This is a genomic window from Streptosporangium sp. NPDC006007, assembly GCF_040614315.1.
In the GTDB taxonomy this organism is placed as follows: Bacteria; Actinomycetota; Actinomycetes; order Streptosporangiales; family Streptosporangiaceae; genus Streptosporangium.
Genome location: NZ_JBEXUG010000016.1, coordinates 123,571 through 138,838 on the forward strand (window position 1 = coordinate 123,571; position 15,268 = coordinate 138,838).

The following is a 15,268-nucleotide window of genomic DNA, read 5'->3' on the forward strand; positions in this document are numbered from 1 at the left end:
CCGTCAGGCTCTGACCGGGGCGCCCAGGGCGCCCAGGGCGCCCGGAGCGGCAGGGGTGGCAGGGGACGCCACCGCGGCGCCCAGGGCGGCCACCGCGGTGGCGAGTTCCCCGCGCAGCTCATGACCGCGGGCGGTGAGGGCGTCGATCGCCGCGATGCGGTCCTTACCCGACTGCCGTGCCCGCAGGCGGTCGGCGGCCGAGCGGGCGGAGGCGGACTTCAGCTCCGCGCGCCTGCCCTCCAGCTCCTTGCGCCGCCGCAGCAGGCTCTCGTCCGCGGCCTGCTCGACACCCACCCGCCAGGTGGCCACCATCCGCTCAAGGTCGAGCGTCATCTCCCGGGAGACGACCGCGAACTGGTCGCGGAGCGCCCCCCTGATCGCCGCCTGGCTGCGCTGCACCTTCTCCAGCGAGCGCCGCCCCATGAAGATGGCCGCGCCGAGCGCCGGGGCGACCAGGATGAAACCCACCGGACCGAGCAGGGCCGCGGCCAGACCACCGAACGACAGCCCCATCGACACCGAGGGCAGCACGTCGCGCACCATGTCCACGTTGACCGGGTCGTCGGCCGCCTGGTCCCCCTTGACCTGGACCTGCGTCAGGTTCGGCATCGCCCGCCGGTCCGCGGCCAGCTCCACCGGGTCGAGGCCGAGGTCACCGGCGAAGGAGTTCAGCGTGGTCCTCGCCAGGGTCTCCACGTCGTAGACGATCTGCGTCCAGGCGGCCTCCAGCGACCGCTGGGCGCTCTCCGGCAGCTCGGTCATGTACTTGTCCAGCTGGGCCTGGCTCTTCAGCGTGGCGATCGCGTTCTCGTACGGCTGGCGGATCTCGGCCACCCGCGCCGCCACGATCCCGGCCACCTCACGCCCGAGGAAGGTGTTGGCCACCGCGCCGGCCCTGCGGCGGGCGCTCAGCTCGGCCAGCCCCGTCAGCTCGCCGTCCACCTCGGCGAGCCGGGCGGTCACGTCGCCCTCGTCCTCGGAGCCGACGGCGACGTCGTCCCCGGCGCCCGTGGCCAGCGAGCCCAGCACGGACAGCGCGGCGGCGACCACGGTGGCGCCGCGCGCGGACTCCCTGCCCTCGGCGAACCCCCGCAGGTGCCGCTCCAGCACGTCCATGCCGCTGCGGGCCCGCAGCGTGTCGGCGCGCTCCCGCCGTCCCTCCCGCCGTTTGACCTCGGCTGCCTCGGCGAGCTTGGAGCTCACCGGGATCCAGGGCGCCTCCAGCAGCGCCTTCAGCGTCGCGGCCCTGCCCGGGGCCGCGGCGATCGCCTCGGTGACGAAGGTCCGCAGCCGGGCCTTGTTCTCCTCCTGCAGGCGCTGCCAGTTGGCCGAGTCCTCCACCTTGGTCAGCACGAACGCGATGGCCTGGACCCGCTCGGCGGCCTCGGCGAGGAACTCCAGCTCGTGCCTGAGCACAGGCTGGTCCTGCGCGCTGAGCGTGAAGAGCAGGGCGTCGGCCCTCTGGAGCATGGCCACGGTCACCTGCCGGTGTCCCACGGTGAGGCTGTCCACACCCGGGGTGTCGAGCAGCCGCAACCCGTCGAGCAGCGGGTTGTCGAGGGTGATGTCCACGCTGACCACGTCGCGGCGCTTGCCGGCGTCGCCGCGCATCGAGGCGTAGTCGGGGATCGACTCGACGGTGATCGGAGTCTGGACGAGCCCCTGCTCGGTGCTGCGGTGCACGACCGCGGCCGGCCCGGGGCCCCGCCGCAGGGACAGAAAGCAGTTGGTGGCCACGTCGGCGTCCACCGGGAGCAGGTCGGGGTGGCCCACCAGCGTGTTGAGCAGGCGGCTCTTGCCGCGTTTCTGCGCTCCGGCGACCACGATGTCGGTGCACTCGTCCTTCCACCTGGCCGCGCTGGCGGCCAGCACCTCGGCCAGGTCCGGCCTGCCGCACCGGCCGGCCAGCCCGTGGACCTCGTTGGCGTAGCGCAGCAGCCGGGCCACCGGGCCCGCCGGGTCGGGGGTCGTCATGGGCTCTCCTGTCGGGGGTCTGCCGGTGTCGGTTTTCACGGACCGTCCTGGTGGTAGCGCGACCAGACGGTCTCGCAGGTCTCGCAGAGGGTCTCGGCCGCCCGTCGCTGCCGCAGCGAGAGCGGCCGGTGGGTGAGGATCCGGAAGCGGGCGGCCAGGGCGGCGCCGTAGCCCGCCACCTCGGCCCGGGGGGTGCCGGGCGGCGCGCCGAGCTGTGTGGCCAGCTCGGTGCCCGAGAGCAGGAGGTCCAGCGCCCTCCGGTCGGCGGCGGGGAGCATCGGGGAGGAGAGCAGCGCCTCGACCTCGGCCGGGTCCACCCGGATCGCCGGGAGCGGGTCGCCGCCCCCGGCGCCCTGGCCGGGCTCCGCGGCGGAGGCCCCGACGGCCAGATCCTCCAGGACGGTCAGCACGTCCCTGGCCCGATGGCCGCCGGTACGGCCCTCGCTCATCATGGCGAGCGTGCGCCAGCGCATCGAGGCCGCCGTGGCCGCGGCGGCGATCTCCGCGGCGGAGGCCTCCGAGGGCAGGCCGAGCTGTTCCGCCGGGGTGTCGTGGCGGGCCATGCGGAGGAGCTCGCCGGTCATCCCCTCGTTCAGGACAAGTGTTCCCCGGCCCAGAGCCTCGGCCGCGGCGAAGATCCGCAGGCCGCCCAGGGCGGTCGCTATCGGCCTGTTCTCGTCGAGCTGGGCCGCCAGGGCCTCCAGGACGGCGCGGTCCGAGCCCAGCGCGGGCGAGCGGGCGATCCGGCGGAGCCTGGTCAGCGCGTCGAGGGCCTTCAGCTGGTCGGCGCGGCGGGTGAAGTGGGCGATGCCCGCGGCCACTGAACCGGTCGCGGCCCGCCCCGCCGAGGAGTATCCCGACCGCTCCAGCAGGTGGGCGGCGAGGGCGGCCGTGTCCGGCGCCTCACCCCGCCGGAGCGCGCCGACCGCGGTGGCGATGCCGTAGCGGTGCAGCCGTTGCACCAGGCGGTGTCTTACCTCGGCGGGTACCGGCAGGCCGGCGGCCGTGCGGAAGTCGTCCAGGTCGAGGAGCCAGTCCTCCAGGTCGTCCTCGTCGAGCCCGGCCAGCAGGGACAGTGCCTCCGTCTCATCGGCGTCCAGCGGGCACGCGCGCGCGGTCTCGGCGAGCAGCCCGATCACCGGGACCACGTCGAAGACGGAGGTGCGCAGGTCCTCGTAGCCCTTGGCGGCCAGCCGCCTGGCGGTCGGCCAGGGGTCGTCCTCGTCGCCGCGCCGGTCGACCTGGCCGAGCACGGCGAGGGTGTTGACGCAGCTCATGCCGCACGCGTCGGTGAGGCCGCGGAACTCGGCGAGGGTGGTGTCGTCGAATTTCTGAACGTAGCGGAGCACGTAGATCATCGCCTGGGCGCGGTCGTCCTCCTCGCCGGAGCCGAAGAGCATGCTCCGGGCCGCACGCTCGTTGGCCGCCGTCACCGTGTTCATCCCGGGGGTGTCGACGATGGTGACCGCGCGCAGCGACGGCAGGTCCAGCGTGACGCGCAACCGGCGGATCCCGGCCACGTCCACGCCCAGCTCGGTGGGGAGCCGGTGGCCGGAAAGCAGCCGGGAGTGGGCCACGCCGCCGTCTGTGAGCTCGATCGTGATGCGGCCGTCGTCCTCGCCGTACTCGTACTGGGTGACCACGAAGGTGCACTCGCCCGCGTCCACCGGGGCGACGGGCAGGCCGAGCAGCGCGTTGACCAGCGTCGACTTCCCGCTGCTCACCGCGCCCGCCACCGCGATCCGCAGCGGCGCCTCAAGGTCGGCGCGCACCTGCGACACCCGCTCGCGCAGCTCCGCCCCGGAGAGTTTGGCGAAGGTGGTGTCGCACAGGTGACGGAGCAGGTCCGCGGGTCCTGCCGTCACCTGTGGTGACCGGGGCCTCGGATTATCACGGTCCAATATCATGACGAGCTACCTCATACCGGGCAATCGTGCGGCGTGGTGTCATTGGCTGATTTTTTACACTCGGGGAGGATGTGTGACCGATGACCAGCGCGCCGCCGAGCAGTACAGCCGAGGACGAGGACCTTCTGCTCGCCGCGGCTCGGACGGGTGACGAGGCGGCCTTCGCCGAGCTGTGGGCCGCGGCGAGCCGCCCGGCCTTCGGGGTCTGCTACCACCTGACCGGAAACCGCGCCGACGCGCTCGACGCGCTGCAGGAGACGCAGCTCGCCGCCTGGCGGGGCCTGGCCGCCTTCCAGGGCAGGGCACCCTTCCGGGCCTGGGTCCTCGCCATCGCGCGCAACGCCGCCCACACGGTGGTCCGGCGCCGCCCTCCCGGCGGGCCGCTCCTCGCCGAGCTGGCCGAGGAGCCCGCGGTCGCCCACTCCTTCGAGGACGCCGTCGCCCGACTGGCCGACCTGCGCCGGGCGCTGGCCACGCTGCCCGCCCCCCAGCGGGAGGCGCTGCTGCTCTGGGCGGGCGGGCTCACCTACGAGCAGGTGGCCGTCTCGCTTGAGGTGCCGCTCAGCACGGTGAGGACCTGGATCCACCGGGCCAGGCGGAGGCTGCAGGCCGGTCTCGCCGGCGGCTGAACCTCTCACGGCTCCGTTCCGCCCCCGGGTGACTCGTGGCGGTAGACGGCGACCTTGGGCACCCGGATCACGTGGTCACCGTCGGCGTATCCCCGCTTGACGGTCTCCGCCACCACGCCGTGCAGCTCGGGCCGTGCGGTCGGCTCGGTGCCGAACGCCTCGTGCAGGCGCGGGTCGAAGCGCCGCCCGTCCGCGACGATCTCCCGCACCCCGGCCCGGTGCAGCGCGTCCAGGAGCGTGCCGGCGAGCCGGGGATGCCGCTCGGCGATCTGGTCCAGACAGCCGATGCAGGACTCCACCAGCGCCGCCCGCTCCGGACGGCCCTGGGCGAAGAGGCGCTCCACCTGCTGGGTCAGCGCCTGGCTGATCCCGCTCCCGGCGACCTCGGCCAGGGCGTCCTCCAGCGGGCCGGCCTCGGCCGACCCGGGCGGTCCGGATCCGGGAGGTCCGGAGGGTACGGCGGGCGGCCCCGGCGCGGGCGGTCCCGGTGGGGGCGGCGTCGGCATGGACGGCTGCGGCATGGGCGGCTGTGGTGGCGCGTACGACGCCGGCGCCGAGCCCGGAGGGCCGGGCACGCCCGGCCAGACGGCGGCCTCCGGCGCGGTCCGCCGGTTCCGCCGCCACAGGTGGACACCCGTACCGGCCACCACGAGGGCCCCCGCCGCCAGCGCGAGCGCCAGCGACAGCGGAACCCGCGGCGCTCCCGGCGGAGCGAACCCGTCCCGCGTCCCCGCGCCGCCGGGAGCGACCCCGCGCCCCCTGTCGTCCCGCAGCGGCCGGACGCCCTCCTCGTCCGCGAGGCCGGGCCGGACCGGCGCCGGCGACGTGACGACGGTGGCCGCCCTCCCGTCGGCCCCTCCCGCCACCGCGCCGCAGCCGGTCAGCGCCGGCCCGGCCAGGAGCAGCAGGGGCAGGAGCGCGCGTCGGTCTGTCATCGGATGTCTTTCTCGTCGGCGGCGCCCGTGTGACCCGAGTCCGGGTCCCCCCTGGTGGGATCACACGGGCCCGTACCGGGGCGTGTGATCAGATGGTCGGGAAGGGGCCCTGGGTCTGGGTGTAGTCGGCGATCCCGTCGCCGTCGAGGTCGACCCGGGCCTCGTCGATGTAGCCGTCGCCGTCGTTGTCGAGGTAGACGACGTCGGTGACACCGTCGCCGTCGGTGTCGTAGCGCTCCTCGTCGGCGTAGCCGTCGCCGTCGACGTCGATCAGCTGGGCGTCGGTGCTGCCGTCCCCGTCGTAGTCGACCAGGTCGGTGGTGGTGACGTCGAAGTCGCTCATGGTGGTTCCCTTCAGATCGTGTTCATCAGATGAGAGTGACGACCGCGATGATTTGTTGCACCCGGAGAGGAAGTTTTTTCCGGTCCCCGATCCGCCGCTCCCGGCCTCCTGACGCGCCGGGCCGCCGGTTCTCCCGGCCGGCGGTCTCAGCCGAGCAGCCGGGCCGTGTGGATCAGCGGAACATGGCTGAAGGCCTGCGGAAAGTTGCCGACCAGGCGGCCGTGGCGGGGGTCGTACTCCTCGGCGAGCAGGCCGACGTCGTTGCGGAGCGTCAGCAGGCGTTCGAACAGCTCGATCGCCTCCCGCCTGCGCCCGATCATCGCCAGCGCGTCGGCCATCCAGAAGCTGCACGCCAGGAACGCGCCCTCGCCGCCGGACAGGCCGTCCACGTCGTTGGCGGTACTCACCGGGTAGCGCAGTACGAAGCCGTCGACCATCAGCTCGCGCTGGACCGCCTCCACGGTGCCGATCACCCGGGGGTCCTCGGGCGGCAGGAAGCCGACCGCCGGGATCAGCAGCAGTGAGGCGTCCAGCTCGGCCGAGCCGTACGACTGGGTGAAGGTCCCCCGCCCGGTGTCGAAGCCCTTGTCGCAGACCTCGGCGTGGATCCGGTCGCGCAGCTCCCGCCAGCGCTCCGCCTGGCCGGGCCGGCCGAAGTGCTCCACCTGCTTGACGGCCCGGTCCAGGGCGACCCAGCACATCACCTTGGAGTGGGTGAAGTGCCTGCGCGGGCCGCGGACCTCCCACAGGCCCTCGTCGGGCTCGTCCCAGTGGGTCTCCACGTATTCGATGAGCTCGCGCTGGATGGTCCAGGCCCGGTGGTCCGGCTCCATGCCCGAGACCCGGGACATGTACAGGGAGTTCATCACCTCTCCGTAGACGTCCAGCTGGAGCTGGGTGACCGCGCCGTTGCCGATCCTGACCGGCCGGGAGTTCTCATACCCTGGGAGCCAGTCGAGCTCCAGCTCGGTCAGCCGGCGTTCCCCGGTAACGCTGTACATGATCTGCAGGTCCTGCGCGCGGCCGGCGATCGCCCGAAGCAGCCACGCGCGCCAGTCGCGGGCCTCGTCCAGGTATCCGGCGCCGACGAGGGCCTCCAGGGTCATGGTGGCGTCGCGCAGCCAGCAGTAGCGGTAGTCCCAGTTGCGGACCCCGCCGAGATCCTCCGGCAGCGAGGTGGTCGGGGCGGCGACGATGCCCCCCGTGGGGGCGTAGGTGAGCGCCTTGAGCGTGATCAGCGAGCGGACCACGGCCTCGCGCCACGGCCCCCGGTAGGCGCACTGGTTCACCCACTCCTCCCAGAGCGACTCCGTCTCGGCCAGTTGCTCGAAGGGGTCGATCTCCACCGGCTTGGCCTCGTGCGAGGGGTGCCAGGTGAAGACGAACGCCAGCCGGTCGCCCTCGGAGACCTGGAACCTCGCCTTGTGCGCGTAGTCGCCGCCCTGTAGCGGGACGGGGGAGTGCAGCCACACCGAGTCGGGGCCGCCGACGGCCTGCAGCAGGCCGTCGGTGCGGCGCACCCAGGGCACGATCCGGCCGTAGTCGAAGCGGATGCGTATCTCGGTGGCCATCTCCACCGTGCCCGTCACGCCCTCCACGATCCTGACCAGGTCGGGGTTGAGATGCCGGGTGGGCATGAAGTCGGTGACCCGGACCGTGCCGTCCGGAGTGTCCCACTCGCTCTCCAGCACCAGCGACTCGCCCTTGTAGCGCCGCCGGGTGGCCAAGGGCCGCTGGGCGTCCGCCGGGCCGAGCCACCACTGCCCGTTGTGCTTGTCGCCGAGCAGCGCCGCGAAGCACGCCGGCGAGTCGAACTGGGGCAGGCAGAGCCAGTCGACGGAGCCGTTGCGGCCGATCAGGGCAGCCGACTGCATGTCGCCGATGAGCGCGTAGTCCTCGATCCGCATGTGCTTGACGCTAACGCCCCGGGGCCCGTACCTCAGCCCTTGGGCCGCGTCCGCGGCATGAAGAACTGGCTCAGCGGCCCGATGGCCAGGGCGAACACCACGGTGCCGAAACCCACGACGCCGCCGAGCGACCAGCCGGCGGCCAGCACCGTGACCTCGATGAGCGTGCGGGCCGAGCGGATGGACAGGCCGAGGCGGTTGAGGCCGGTCATCAGGCCGTCGCGGGGGCCGGGGCCGAGACCCGCGCCGATGTAGAGGCCGGTCGCCGCCCCCGTCGCGACGACGCCGAGCGACAGGTAGGCCCAGCGCGCCACCAGCGGCTCCGGAGCCGGGGCCAGCCACATGGCGGCGTCCGCGAACAGGCCGAGGAGGACGACGTTGCTGACGGTGCCGATGCCCGGCCGCTGCTTGAGCGGGATCCACAGCAGCATGACCAGGGCGCCCACCAGGATGATCCACGCGCCGATGGACAGGCCCAGGTGGATGGAGAGGCCTTGGTGGAACACGTCCCAGGGGCTGCCGCCGAGGCGGGACTCGATCTGCAGGGCGATGCCCACGCCGTAGAGCGCCAGACCGGCGTACAGGCGGAACAGGCGGTTGGGGAACGATCCAAGGGTGGGAAGGGAGAGTTCGCTCATAGTGCTATCAATCGTCCAGGTCGCCGTCGCCTGGCAAAAGGGCCAATCGCGATAAGTGGCTTTATACTGGTCCAGGTGGACCGATATCTGAGCGGGCCCCAGCTCGCCCGCCTCGTGGCGATCGACCCCGGCGCCAGGCCGTACTACAGGGCGCTGGCCGAGGCCGTGCGCTCGCTGGTCCTCGACGGGCTGCTGCCCGTGAGGGTGCGGCTCCCGGCCGAGCGGCACCTGGCCGAGGCCCTGGGTGTCAGCCGTACCACCGTGACCGCGGCCTACGACCGGCTCCGCGAGCGGGGCTACCTGGAGAGCAGGCAGGGCGCGGGCAGCTGGACCGCCCTGCCCGACGCCGGTTCGCTGGGCGCGGAGAACCCCTGGATCGCCGCCGCCGACGACGGGCTGCTGCCGTTGCACTCCGCGGCCCCGCTGGCGGCCTCGACGCTCCCCGCGGCGATCGCCTTCGCGGGCGAGCACTACCCGCGCCACATGCTCGGCCCGGGCTACGACCCGGCCGGGATCGCGCCGCTGCGCCAGGCGATCGCGGACCGCTACACCACGCGCGGCCTGGCCACCCGGCCCGAGCAGATCCTGGTCACCGCGGGCGCCCAGCACGCGATCCACCTGCTGACCACGATGCTGCTGCCGGCGGGCGCCCCGATCCTGCTGGAATCACCCACCTACCCGCACGCGATCGACGCGGCCAGGCTGCGCGACGCCAGGATCGTCTCCGTCGGCGTTCCCGACGACGGCTGGCACCTTGACCTCCTCACCTCCGCGATGCGTCAGTCGGCCGCCCGCCTCGCCTACGTCGTTCCCGACTTCCAGAATCCGACCGGGCACCTGATGGACGACGCCACGCGCGCCGGTCTGGTCGGCGCGGCCAGGAAGTACGACACGACGCTGATCGTGGACGAGAGCTGGAGCGAGCTGGCGATCGACGAGGTGCCCCGGGTCGCGCCACCGGCCGCGTTCGACACCGACGGGCGGGTGATCTGCGTCGGGTCGGCGTCCAAGCTGTGGTGGGGCGGGCTGCGCATCGGCTGGATCCGGGCCGGTGCCGCCCTGGTCCGCCGCCTGGCCGTGCTCCGCGCGGCCGTGGACATCGCCAGTTCCCTGTTCGAGCAGCTGGTGGTGACCAGGTTGTTCGAGGACATCGAGGAGACCAGGGCGGAGCGCCGCCGGACTCTCGGCGCGTCCCGGGCCGCGCTGGTGGCCGGGCTGGCCGAGCACATGCCCGACTGGAGCTTCACCGTCCCCCGGGGCGGCGGATCGCTCTGGGTGCGGCTGCCCGGCCCGTCGGGCACCGCGCTGGCCGACGCCGCGGCCTGCCACGGCGTACGGCTCGCCCCCGGCACCTGGTTCGGCGTGGACGGCACGCTGGAGGGACGGGTGCGCCTGCCGTTCACCCAGCCGCCGCAGGTGCTCACCGAGGCCGTGAGCCGCATCGCCGAGGCCAGGGTCAGGGGCCCGTACGGCACGCGCCCGGCCCCGCCCCTCACCCCGGCGCTGTGAGGGGCCGCCGCGATCACGTCAGGACCCCCGTCCCGGGGCCCGCGTCGTCAGTCCCGCGCGACCCCCCTGGCCAGCGGCGCGCGGAGCCGGAGCCGCATGGCCGCGATGCGCAGCCCGAAGGTCAGCACGGCCGCCGACAGCGTGGCCGGCCAGCCGTGCAGGTCGAGGGTGTAGAGCACGGCCATGATCGCCGAGCCGAGCATGGCGGGCACCGCGTACAGCTGACGGTCGTACAGCAGGCTGGGAATCTGGCCTGCCAGGACGTCGCGCAGGACTCCGCCGCCGACCGCCGTGGTGACGCCGAGCAGGGCCGCGTGCAGCGGGCTGAGGCCGTGGTTCATCGCCTTCTCCGTGCCGACCGCGCAGAACAGGCCCAGGCCCGCGGCGTCGAGCACGTCCACCGCGGGCATCACCCGCTGCACATGCGGATGCCAGAAGAAGACGATCGCCGTGGCGGCGACGGGGACGAGCACGTAACCCGTGCTGAAGAAGGCCGCGGGCCGCACGTTGAGGATCAGGTCGCGCAGGATTCCGCCGCCCAGCGCGGTCATCTCCGCCAGCACGGCCATGCCGACCACGTCCAGCCGCTTGCGGACGCCCACCAGCGCGCCGGAAAGGGCGAAAACAAAGATTCCGACGAGGTCGAGCAGATGGTTCACCGGTGAATCATCCCATGACCGGCTTTATGTGTTCTCCGCGGTCCGCTCCGGCCCGGCGGTCTCGTCGTCCTCCCGCATCATGTCCCGGAGTCTGGGGACGTACAGGAGGAGCACCACGCCGGCGGCGACGGCGATCGCCGCCAGGCTGAGGAAGTACGCGGGTTCCGGCAGGTGCTTCCTCAGCCGGCCGGTCTGCCCGCCCACCGCGTCGCCCACGGAGATCGCGATGAACCAGACCCCGAGCATCTGGCCCTTGAACGCCCGGGGGGCGAGCTTGGTGGTGACCGAGAGCCCGACCGGGCTCAGCGCCAGCTCTCCGAAGACCTGGACGAGGTAGACCAGCACCAGCCACCACACCGACACCCGCCCACCCCCGGCCAGCTGGGCGGCCAGGGCCATGACCACGAAGCTCAGGCCCACCATGAGCAGTGCGAAGGCGAACTTCTGGGGGGCGGTCACCCGGTTGCCCAGCTTGACCCAGAGCACGGCGAAGACCGGCACGAAGATCATGATGAACAGCGGGTTGAACGACTGGGTGGTCGCGGGGGTGATCCGGACGCCGAACAGCGTCAGGTCGGTGTGGCTCCCGGCGAAGAACAGCAGCACGGTCGGGGCCAGATCGTAGATCATCCAGAAGATGGCGGCGGCCGTGAACAGCCAGATGTAGGCCCGCATCCGGGAACGCTCACCGTCGGTCAGGTTGTGGCTGCCGAGCAGGATGTAGCCGAAATAGGCCACTGGGACGATCATGATGACCACCGTCACCGCCAGCGCGAAGGCGTCGAGGGTGAGCGTGCCCGAGGCCGTCCAGAGCGCCAGCCCGGTGGCGACCACGGCGACGGTGACGACCACGGCGAGGCCGAGGTGCCCGCGCTCACGGGGGGTCAGCCGGTGTCCGGGCGCGTCGCCCACCCCCCGCAGGTGGCGGCGGCCCAGTACGAACTGGACCAGGCCCAGGGCCATGCCGACCGCCGCGGCCCCGAACCCCAGATGCCACCGGTCGCCCGCCGCGAGCCAGCCGACCACGAGGGGGGCGATGAAGGCGCCCAGGTTGATGCCGAGGTAGAAGATGGAGAACCCCGCGTCCCGGCGCGCGTCGTCGTTCTCGGGATAGAGCTTGCCGACCATCGCGGAGATGTTCGGCTTCAGCAGCCCCGTCCCCATGACGATGAGCAGCAGGCCGAGCGCGACGAAGGCGCCCGTCCCGACGGGTACGGTCATGCTGATGTGGCCGCACATGATGGTGAGACCACCCCACAGCACCGCCTTGCGGGTGCCGAGGATCCGGTCGGCGATCCAGCCGCCGGGCAGGGCGACCAGATAGATGAGGGCGCCGTAGATGCCGACGACCGCCTGGGCCGTGCTCTGGCTCAGCCCCAGCCCGCCGACGGCGGGGGAGGCGGCCATGAAGGTGGCCAGGATGGCGCGGAGGCCGTACCAGCTGAAGCGTTCCCACATCTCGGTGCCGAACAGCGTGGCGAGGCCGCGAGGATGTCCGAAAAAGGACTTCTCATCGGTGCCCGTCCCCGATGTCATGATGCCTCCCGGCGGCATGAGGTGACCGAACGCTAACTCTACGTACACGTCCGGTCACCGTGCCGCCGCAGGCTGTGGATTGTGGCGCCTCCCATCGTCCGCGGGGTCTTGTTCCGGGGAAGACCATGTGGTGCGATGCATGCCACTCATGCAGGTGAGCCGTCTCAGGAGGCGCGTCCATGGCCGGTGTCCTTGAAGAGCGTGCGGCGATCGAGCGGGAGATCGCGGGCCGTACCGTCTGCGCCCAGCTCAGGGAGGCCGTGGAGCGCGACCCCCGCGCCCCGGCCTACTCCGACCCGGCCGAGGGGGGCTGGACGACCCTGACCTACGCCGAGGCCCGGCAGCGGATCCTGGAGATCGCCGCCGGTTTCGCGGCGCTCGGGCTGCGGCCGGGGGAGGCGGTCGCGCTGATGATGGTCAACCGCAGCGAGCACGTCCTGGCCGACCTCGGCGCGGTGCACGCCGGCGGCGTGTCCTGCTCCGTCTACTCCACCTTCGCCCCGGAGCAGGTGGCCTTCGTCGCCGGCGACGTCGGCGCGAGGATAGCGGTGCTGGGCGGCCCGGCCGATCTGGCCAGGTGGGAGCCGGTGCTGGCGGACCTTCCCGGACTCCGCACGATCGTCATGCTGGAGGGCGCCCCGCCCGGCGACCCCTTCGTCACCTGGGACGACCTGCTGGCCCTGGGGCGGGCGAGGCTCGCCGAGGATCCGGCCGCGATCGACGCCCGGTGGCAGGCGGTTACCGCCGAGGACGTCCTGACGGTGCTGTACACCTCCGGCACCACCGGCAACCCCAAGGGCGTGCCGCTGACCCACGCCAACGTGTTCTTCGAGGTCGTGGCGACCGACCGGATGACCGGGCTGCCCGAGAAGGGCACCCAGATCTCCTACCTCACCTACGCGCACATCGCCGAGCGCGTGCTGAGCCTCTACCTGCCGCTGTTCAAGCTCTCCCACGTCTACTTCTGCACCGACCCCGCCCAGCTGGGCGCCGTCCTCGGCCAGGTCAGGCCGGTGCTGTTCTTCGGCGTCCCGCGCGTCTGGGAGAAGATGGCCGCCCGGCTGCGGGCGCTGCTGTCCGCCCAGCCGCAGGAGCGGCAGGAGAGCGTGCGCCGGGCCATGGCCGCCGGGCTGGCCTACGTCGAGGCCCGCCAGTACGGGCGGACGCCCTCCGCCGAGGTCCTGGCGGCCTACCGGCGGGCCGACGCCGAGCTGCTGTCGATCATCCGCTCGATGATCGGCTTCGACAACGCGGGCTGGCTGGCCACCGCGGCCGCGCCGATGCCGATCGACGTCCAGCGCTTCTTCGCCGGGCTCGGGCTGTGCCTGCTCGACGTGTACGGCATGACCGAGACGACGGGCGCGTTCACCGCCAACGCCCCGGACCGGTTCAAACTCGGTACGGTCGGCCCGGCCGGTCCCGGCGTCGAGGTGCGCATCGCCGAGGACGGCGAGATCCTCACCCGCAGCCCCGCCAACGCCCGGGGCTACCTGAACCGGCCCGAGGCGACCGCCGACCTGCTGGACGAGGACGGCTGGCTGCGCACCGGGGACGTGGGCTCCGTCGACGAGGACGGCTTCGTCAGCATCGTCGACCGTAAGAAGGAGCTCATCATCACCTCGGGCGGCGAGAACATCTCCCCGGCCAACATCGAGAACCACCTCAAGGAGCACCCCCTCGTCGGCCAGGCCCTGGCCTACGGCGACGGCAGGCCGTACCCGGTGGCGATCCTCACCCTCGACGGCGAGGTGGCCCCCGGCTGGGCGCTGAGCCGGGGCATCGCGTTCACCACCCTGTCCGAGCTCGCCGGCCACCCCGACGTCCTCAAGGCCGTGGAGAGCGCGGTCGCCGGGGCCAACGAGAGGCTGGCCCGCGTCCAGCAGGTCAAGCGCTGGTGCCTGCTGGCGGCTGAGTGGACGGCCGAGACCCAGGAGCTCACACCGAGCCTGAAGCTCAAGCGCCGCGTCGTCCACGCCAAGTACGCCGAGGTCATCGACGGCCTGTACCGGAGCTGATCCCGGCCGGCGTACGCGCCGGCGCGGTGATCACGTACCTTTTCCGGGCCGGCGGCCTGTCCGCCGCGCCGGTACGGCGAGCGGTGTCGCCGGCCTGACCGGCGCGGGTGAACGCCGACGCCCCGGATGGGGAGGACGGCGTTTTGCCCAATGGGGAGCGTGTCCTCTCCTTGGCCATTACCGGGCGCTTTCTAGCGTCCTGGTCCATGAGAGTCCTTATCGCGTTACTGGTCGCGGGGGTCACGGCCCCGTCGGTACCCGCCGAGGCGGCGCCCGCGGCCGGGGATCCGGTGATCCGCTCCGTGACCCTGAGCCCGGGCGCCCCGGTGGTCGGCCCGGCCGGAGCGGTACGCCTGGTGATCGAGGTGGTCGCGCGCGGGGTCGCGGACCCGGCCGGAGTGACGATCGAGGTCGAGCCCGGCTCGCCACCCAGGTCAGGGCCCGGATCCGTCCCCGCCCCTCGACCCGCCCCCGCCCCCGCCCCCGTCCCCGGTCCCGGTCCCGGTCCGGTTCCCGTGATCGACTGGGGCTCCGCGGCGTCGCTCCCGCCCCACACCGTCACGCCCTCGACGACCGGGCCGGGACTCTCCGGCCCCGGTGGCAGGCCGGCGGGCGCGTCCCCGGCACCCAGGCCCGTGTCGCGGGCCGAGTGGGGCTGGGAGACCTGGCGGTTCCTGCCGGACAGGGAGCTGACCCGGTGGTATCCCGCCGGGCGGTGGACCGTCACGGTGACCGCCAGGGGGGCGGGCGGGGCCAGGACCATCCGGCACGCCGGGTTCCGGCTGAGGCGCGAGACGAGGTTCAGCGCGGTCCAGGCGGTCGGCAGGGGCTCCGACGTGCGGGTCAGGGGCGTGCTGAACCGGGTCGACCCGCAGGGTTACCTGGACTACGCCCCGTTTCCCGGCAAGCCCGTCGAGATCCTGTACCGGCAGGCGAGGGGGAGCGGCTGGGAGCGGGTCGCCTCGGCCACGACGGACCCGCAGGGCCGTTTCATCAGGACCGTGACGGACCGCCGGGGCGGCGAGTGGCGGATCCGGTTCGCCGGGACGGGGCACTACGCCGCCCGGCTGAGCGCCGTCCACCAGATTCGTCCATCAGGACCTCCCGAGGGGACCGTCGCCTTTAGGCGTCGGGGGAATCGGGAGCGGGAGGGCCGCCGAGGCCCGAGCGTGTAGTGGCCCGTCAGATTCGGGCATCGGAGGTCTCCGTTCCTCGC

12 protein-coding genes are annotated in these 15,268 nt (G+C 72.9%); 4 read left to right on the forward strand and 8 right to left on the reverse strand.

Going from position 1 to position 15,268, the window contains the following annotated elements; genetic code table 11:
• Nucleotides 1-3: 3 nt before the first annotated feature.
• Both ABZ194_RS15445 and ABZ194_RS15450 read right to left on the reverse strand, forming a co-directional pair.
• Nucleotides 4-1,974 carry a dynamin family protein gene (locus ABZ194_RS15445; RefSeq protein WP_355596495.1) on the reverse strand — a complete coding sequence of 657 codons (1,971 nt, stop codon included), beginning with the start codon at nt 1,972-1,974 and terminating at the stop codon, nt 4-6.
• 35 nt (nt 1,975-2,009) lie between these two features.
• A complete protein-coding gene (locus ABZ194_RS15450; protein WP_355596497.1) occupies nt 2,010-3,839 on the reverse strand; it encodes a dynamin family protein in 1,830 nt (609 codons plus the stop codon).
• A 122-nt stretch (nt 3,840-3,961) separates the two neighbouring features.
• On the opposite strand from ABZ194_RS15450, the gene ABZ194_RS15455 reads away from it, so the two are divergent.
• Entirely contained in the window at nt 3,962-4,510 is a 549-nt protein-coding gene (locus ABZ194_RS15455; protein WP_355596499.1) for an RNA polymerase sigma factor, read from the forward strand.
• Nucleotides 4,511-4,515: 5 nt separating this feature from the next.
• On the opposite strand, the gene grpE is transcribed toward ABZ194_RS15455, so the two are convergent.
• From grpE to ABZ194_RS15475, 4 genes are all read right to left on the reverse strand, one after another.
• Complete coding sequence (gene grpE / locus ABZ194_RS15460; RefSeq protein WP_355596501.1) at nt 4,516-5,445, reverse strand: nucleotide exchange factor GrpE; 930 nt, start codon at nt 5,443-5,445, stop codon at nt 4,516-4,518.
• Nucleotides 5,446-5,533: 88 nt separating this feature from the next.
• Nucleotides 5,534-5,788: a hypothetical protein gene (locus tag ABZ194_RS15465; protein WP_355596503.1), complete on the reverse strand. Its 255-nt coding sequence runs from the start codon at nt 5,786-5,788 to the stop codon at nt 5,534-5,536.
• Nucleotides 5,789-5,934: 146 nt separating this feature from the next.
• Entirely contained in the window at nt 5,935-7,695 is a 1,761-nt protein-coding gene (locus tag ABZ194_RS15470; RefSeq protein ID WP_355596505.1) for a glycoside hydrolase family 15 protein, read from the reverse strand.
• Nucleotides 7,696-7,727: 32 nt separating this feature from the next.
• Nucleotides 7,728-8,333 carry a hypothetical protein gene (locus ABZ194_RS15475; protein ID WP_355596507.1) on the reverse strand — a complete coding sequence of 202 codons (606 nt, stop codon included), beginning with the start codon at nt 8,331-8,333 and terminating at the stop codon, nt 7,728-7,730.
• Between the two features lie 75 nt (nt 8,334-8,408).
• On the opposite strand from ABZ194_RS15475, the gene ABZ194_RS15480 reads away from it, so the two are divergent.
• The gene (locus ABZ194_RS15480; RefSeq protein WP_355596509.1) at nt 8,409-9,842 is read left to right on the forward strand and encodes a PLP-dependent aminotransferase family protein; all 1,434 of its coding nucleotides are present in this window, start codon (nt 8,409-8,411) and stop codon (nt 9,840-9,842) included.
• A gap of 47 nt (nt 9,843-9,889) precedes the next feature.
• Here ABZ194_RS15480 and ABZ194_RS15485 read toward each other — a convergent pair whose 3' ends face one another.
• The gene (locus ABZ194_RS15485; protein WP_355596511.1) at nt 9,890-10,501 is read right to left on the reverse strand and encodes a trimeric intracellular cation channel family protein; all 612 of its coding nucleotides are present in this window, start codon (nt 10,499-10,501) and stop codon (nt 9,890-9,892) included.
• 24 nt (nt 10,502-10,525) lie between these two features.
• The gene (locus tag ABZ194_RS15490; protein ID WP_355596513.1) at nt 10,526-12,037 is read right to left on the reverse strand and encodes an oligopeptide:H+ symporter; all 1,512 of its coding nucleotides are present in this window, start codon (nt 12,035-12,037) and stop codon (nt 10,526-10,528) included.
• Nucleotides 12,038-12,216: 179 nt separating this feature from the next.
• Here ABZ194_RS15490 and ABZ194_RS15495 point away from each other — a divergent pair, with 179 nt between their 5' ends.
• Nucleotides 12,217-14,052 carry a long-chain fatty acid--CoA ligase gene (locus ABZ194_RS15495; protein WP_355596515.1) on the forward strand — a complete coding sequence of 612 codons (1,836 nt, stop codon included), beginning with the start codon at nt 12,217-12,219 and terminating at the stop codon, nt 14,050-14,052.
• A gap of 206 nt (nt 14,053-14,258) precedes the next feature.
• Nucleotides 14,259-15,227, forward strand: a complete 969-nt coding sequence (locus ABZ194_RS15500) for a hypothetical protein (protein WP_355596517.1) — start codon at nt 14,259-14,261, stop codon at nt 15,225-15,227.
• Nucleotides 15,228-15,268: the final 41 nt, after the last annotated feature.

Bases quoted from the DNA above. Each gene is read 5' to 3' on its own strand.
- ABZ194_RS15445 (WP_355596495.1), bottom strand. From the start codon at position 1,974: ATGACGACCCCCGACCCGGCGGGCCCGGTGGCCCGGCTGCTGCGCTAC.
- ABZ194_RS15455 (WP_355596499.1), top strand. From the start codon at position 3,962: ATGACCAGCGCGCCGCCGAGCAGTACAGCCGAGGACGAGGACCTTCTG.
- grpE (WP_355596501.1), bottom strand. From the start codon at position 5,445: ATGACAGACCGACGCGCGCTCCTGCCCCTGCTGCTCCTGGCCGGGCCG.
- ABZ194_RS15465 (WP_355596503.1), bottom strand. From the start codon at position 5,788: ATGAGCGACTTCGACGTCACCACCACCGACCTGGTCGACTACGACGGG.
- ABZ194_RS15470 (WP_355596505.1), bottom strand. From the start codon at position 7,695: ATGCGGATCGAGGACTACGCGCTCATCGGCGACATGCAGTCGGCTGCC.
- ABZ194_RS15475 (WP_355596507.1), bottom strand. From the start codon at position 8,333: ATGAGCGAACTCTCCCTTCCCACCCTTGGATCGTTCCCCAACCGCCTG.
- ABZ194_RS15490 (WP_355596513.1), bottom strand. From the start codon at position 12,037: ATGACATCGGGGACGGGCACCGATGAGAAGTCCTTTTTCGGACATCCT.
- ABZ194_RS15495 (WP_355596515.1), top strand. From the start codon at position 12,217: ATGGCCGGTGTCCTTGAAGAGCGTGCGGCGATCGAGCGGGAGATCGCG.
- ABZ194_RS15500 (WP_355596517.1), top strand. From the start codon at position 14,259: ATGAGAGTCCTTATCGCGTTACTGGTCGCGGGGGTCACGGCCCCGTCG.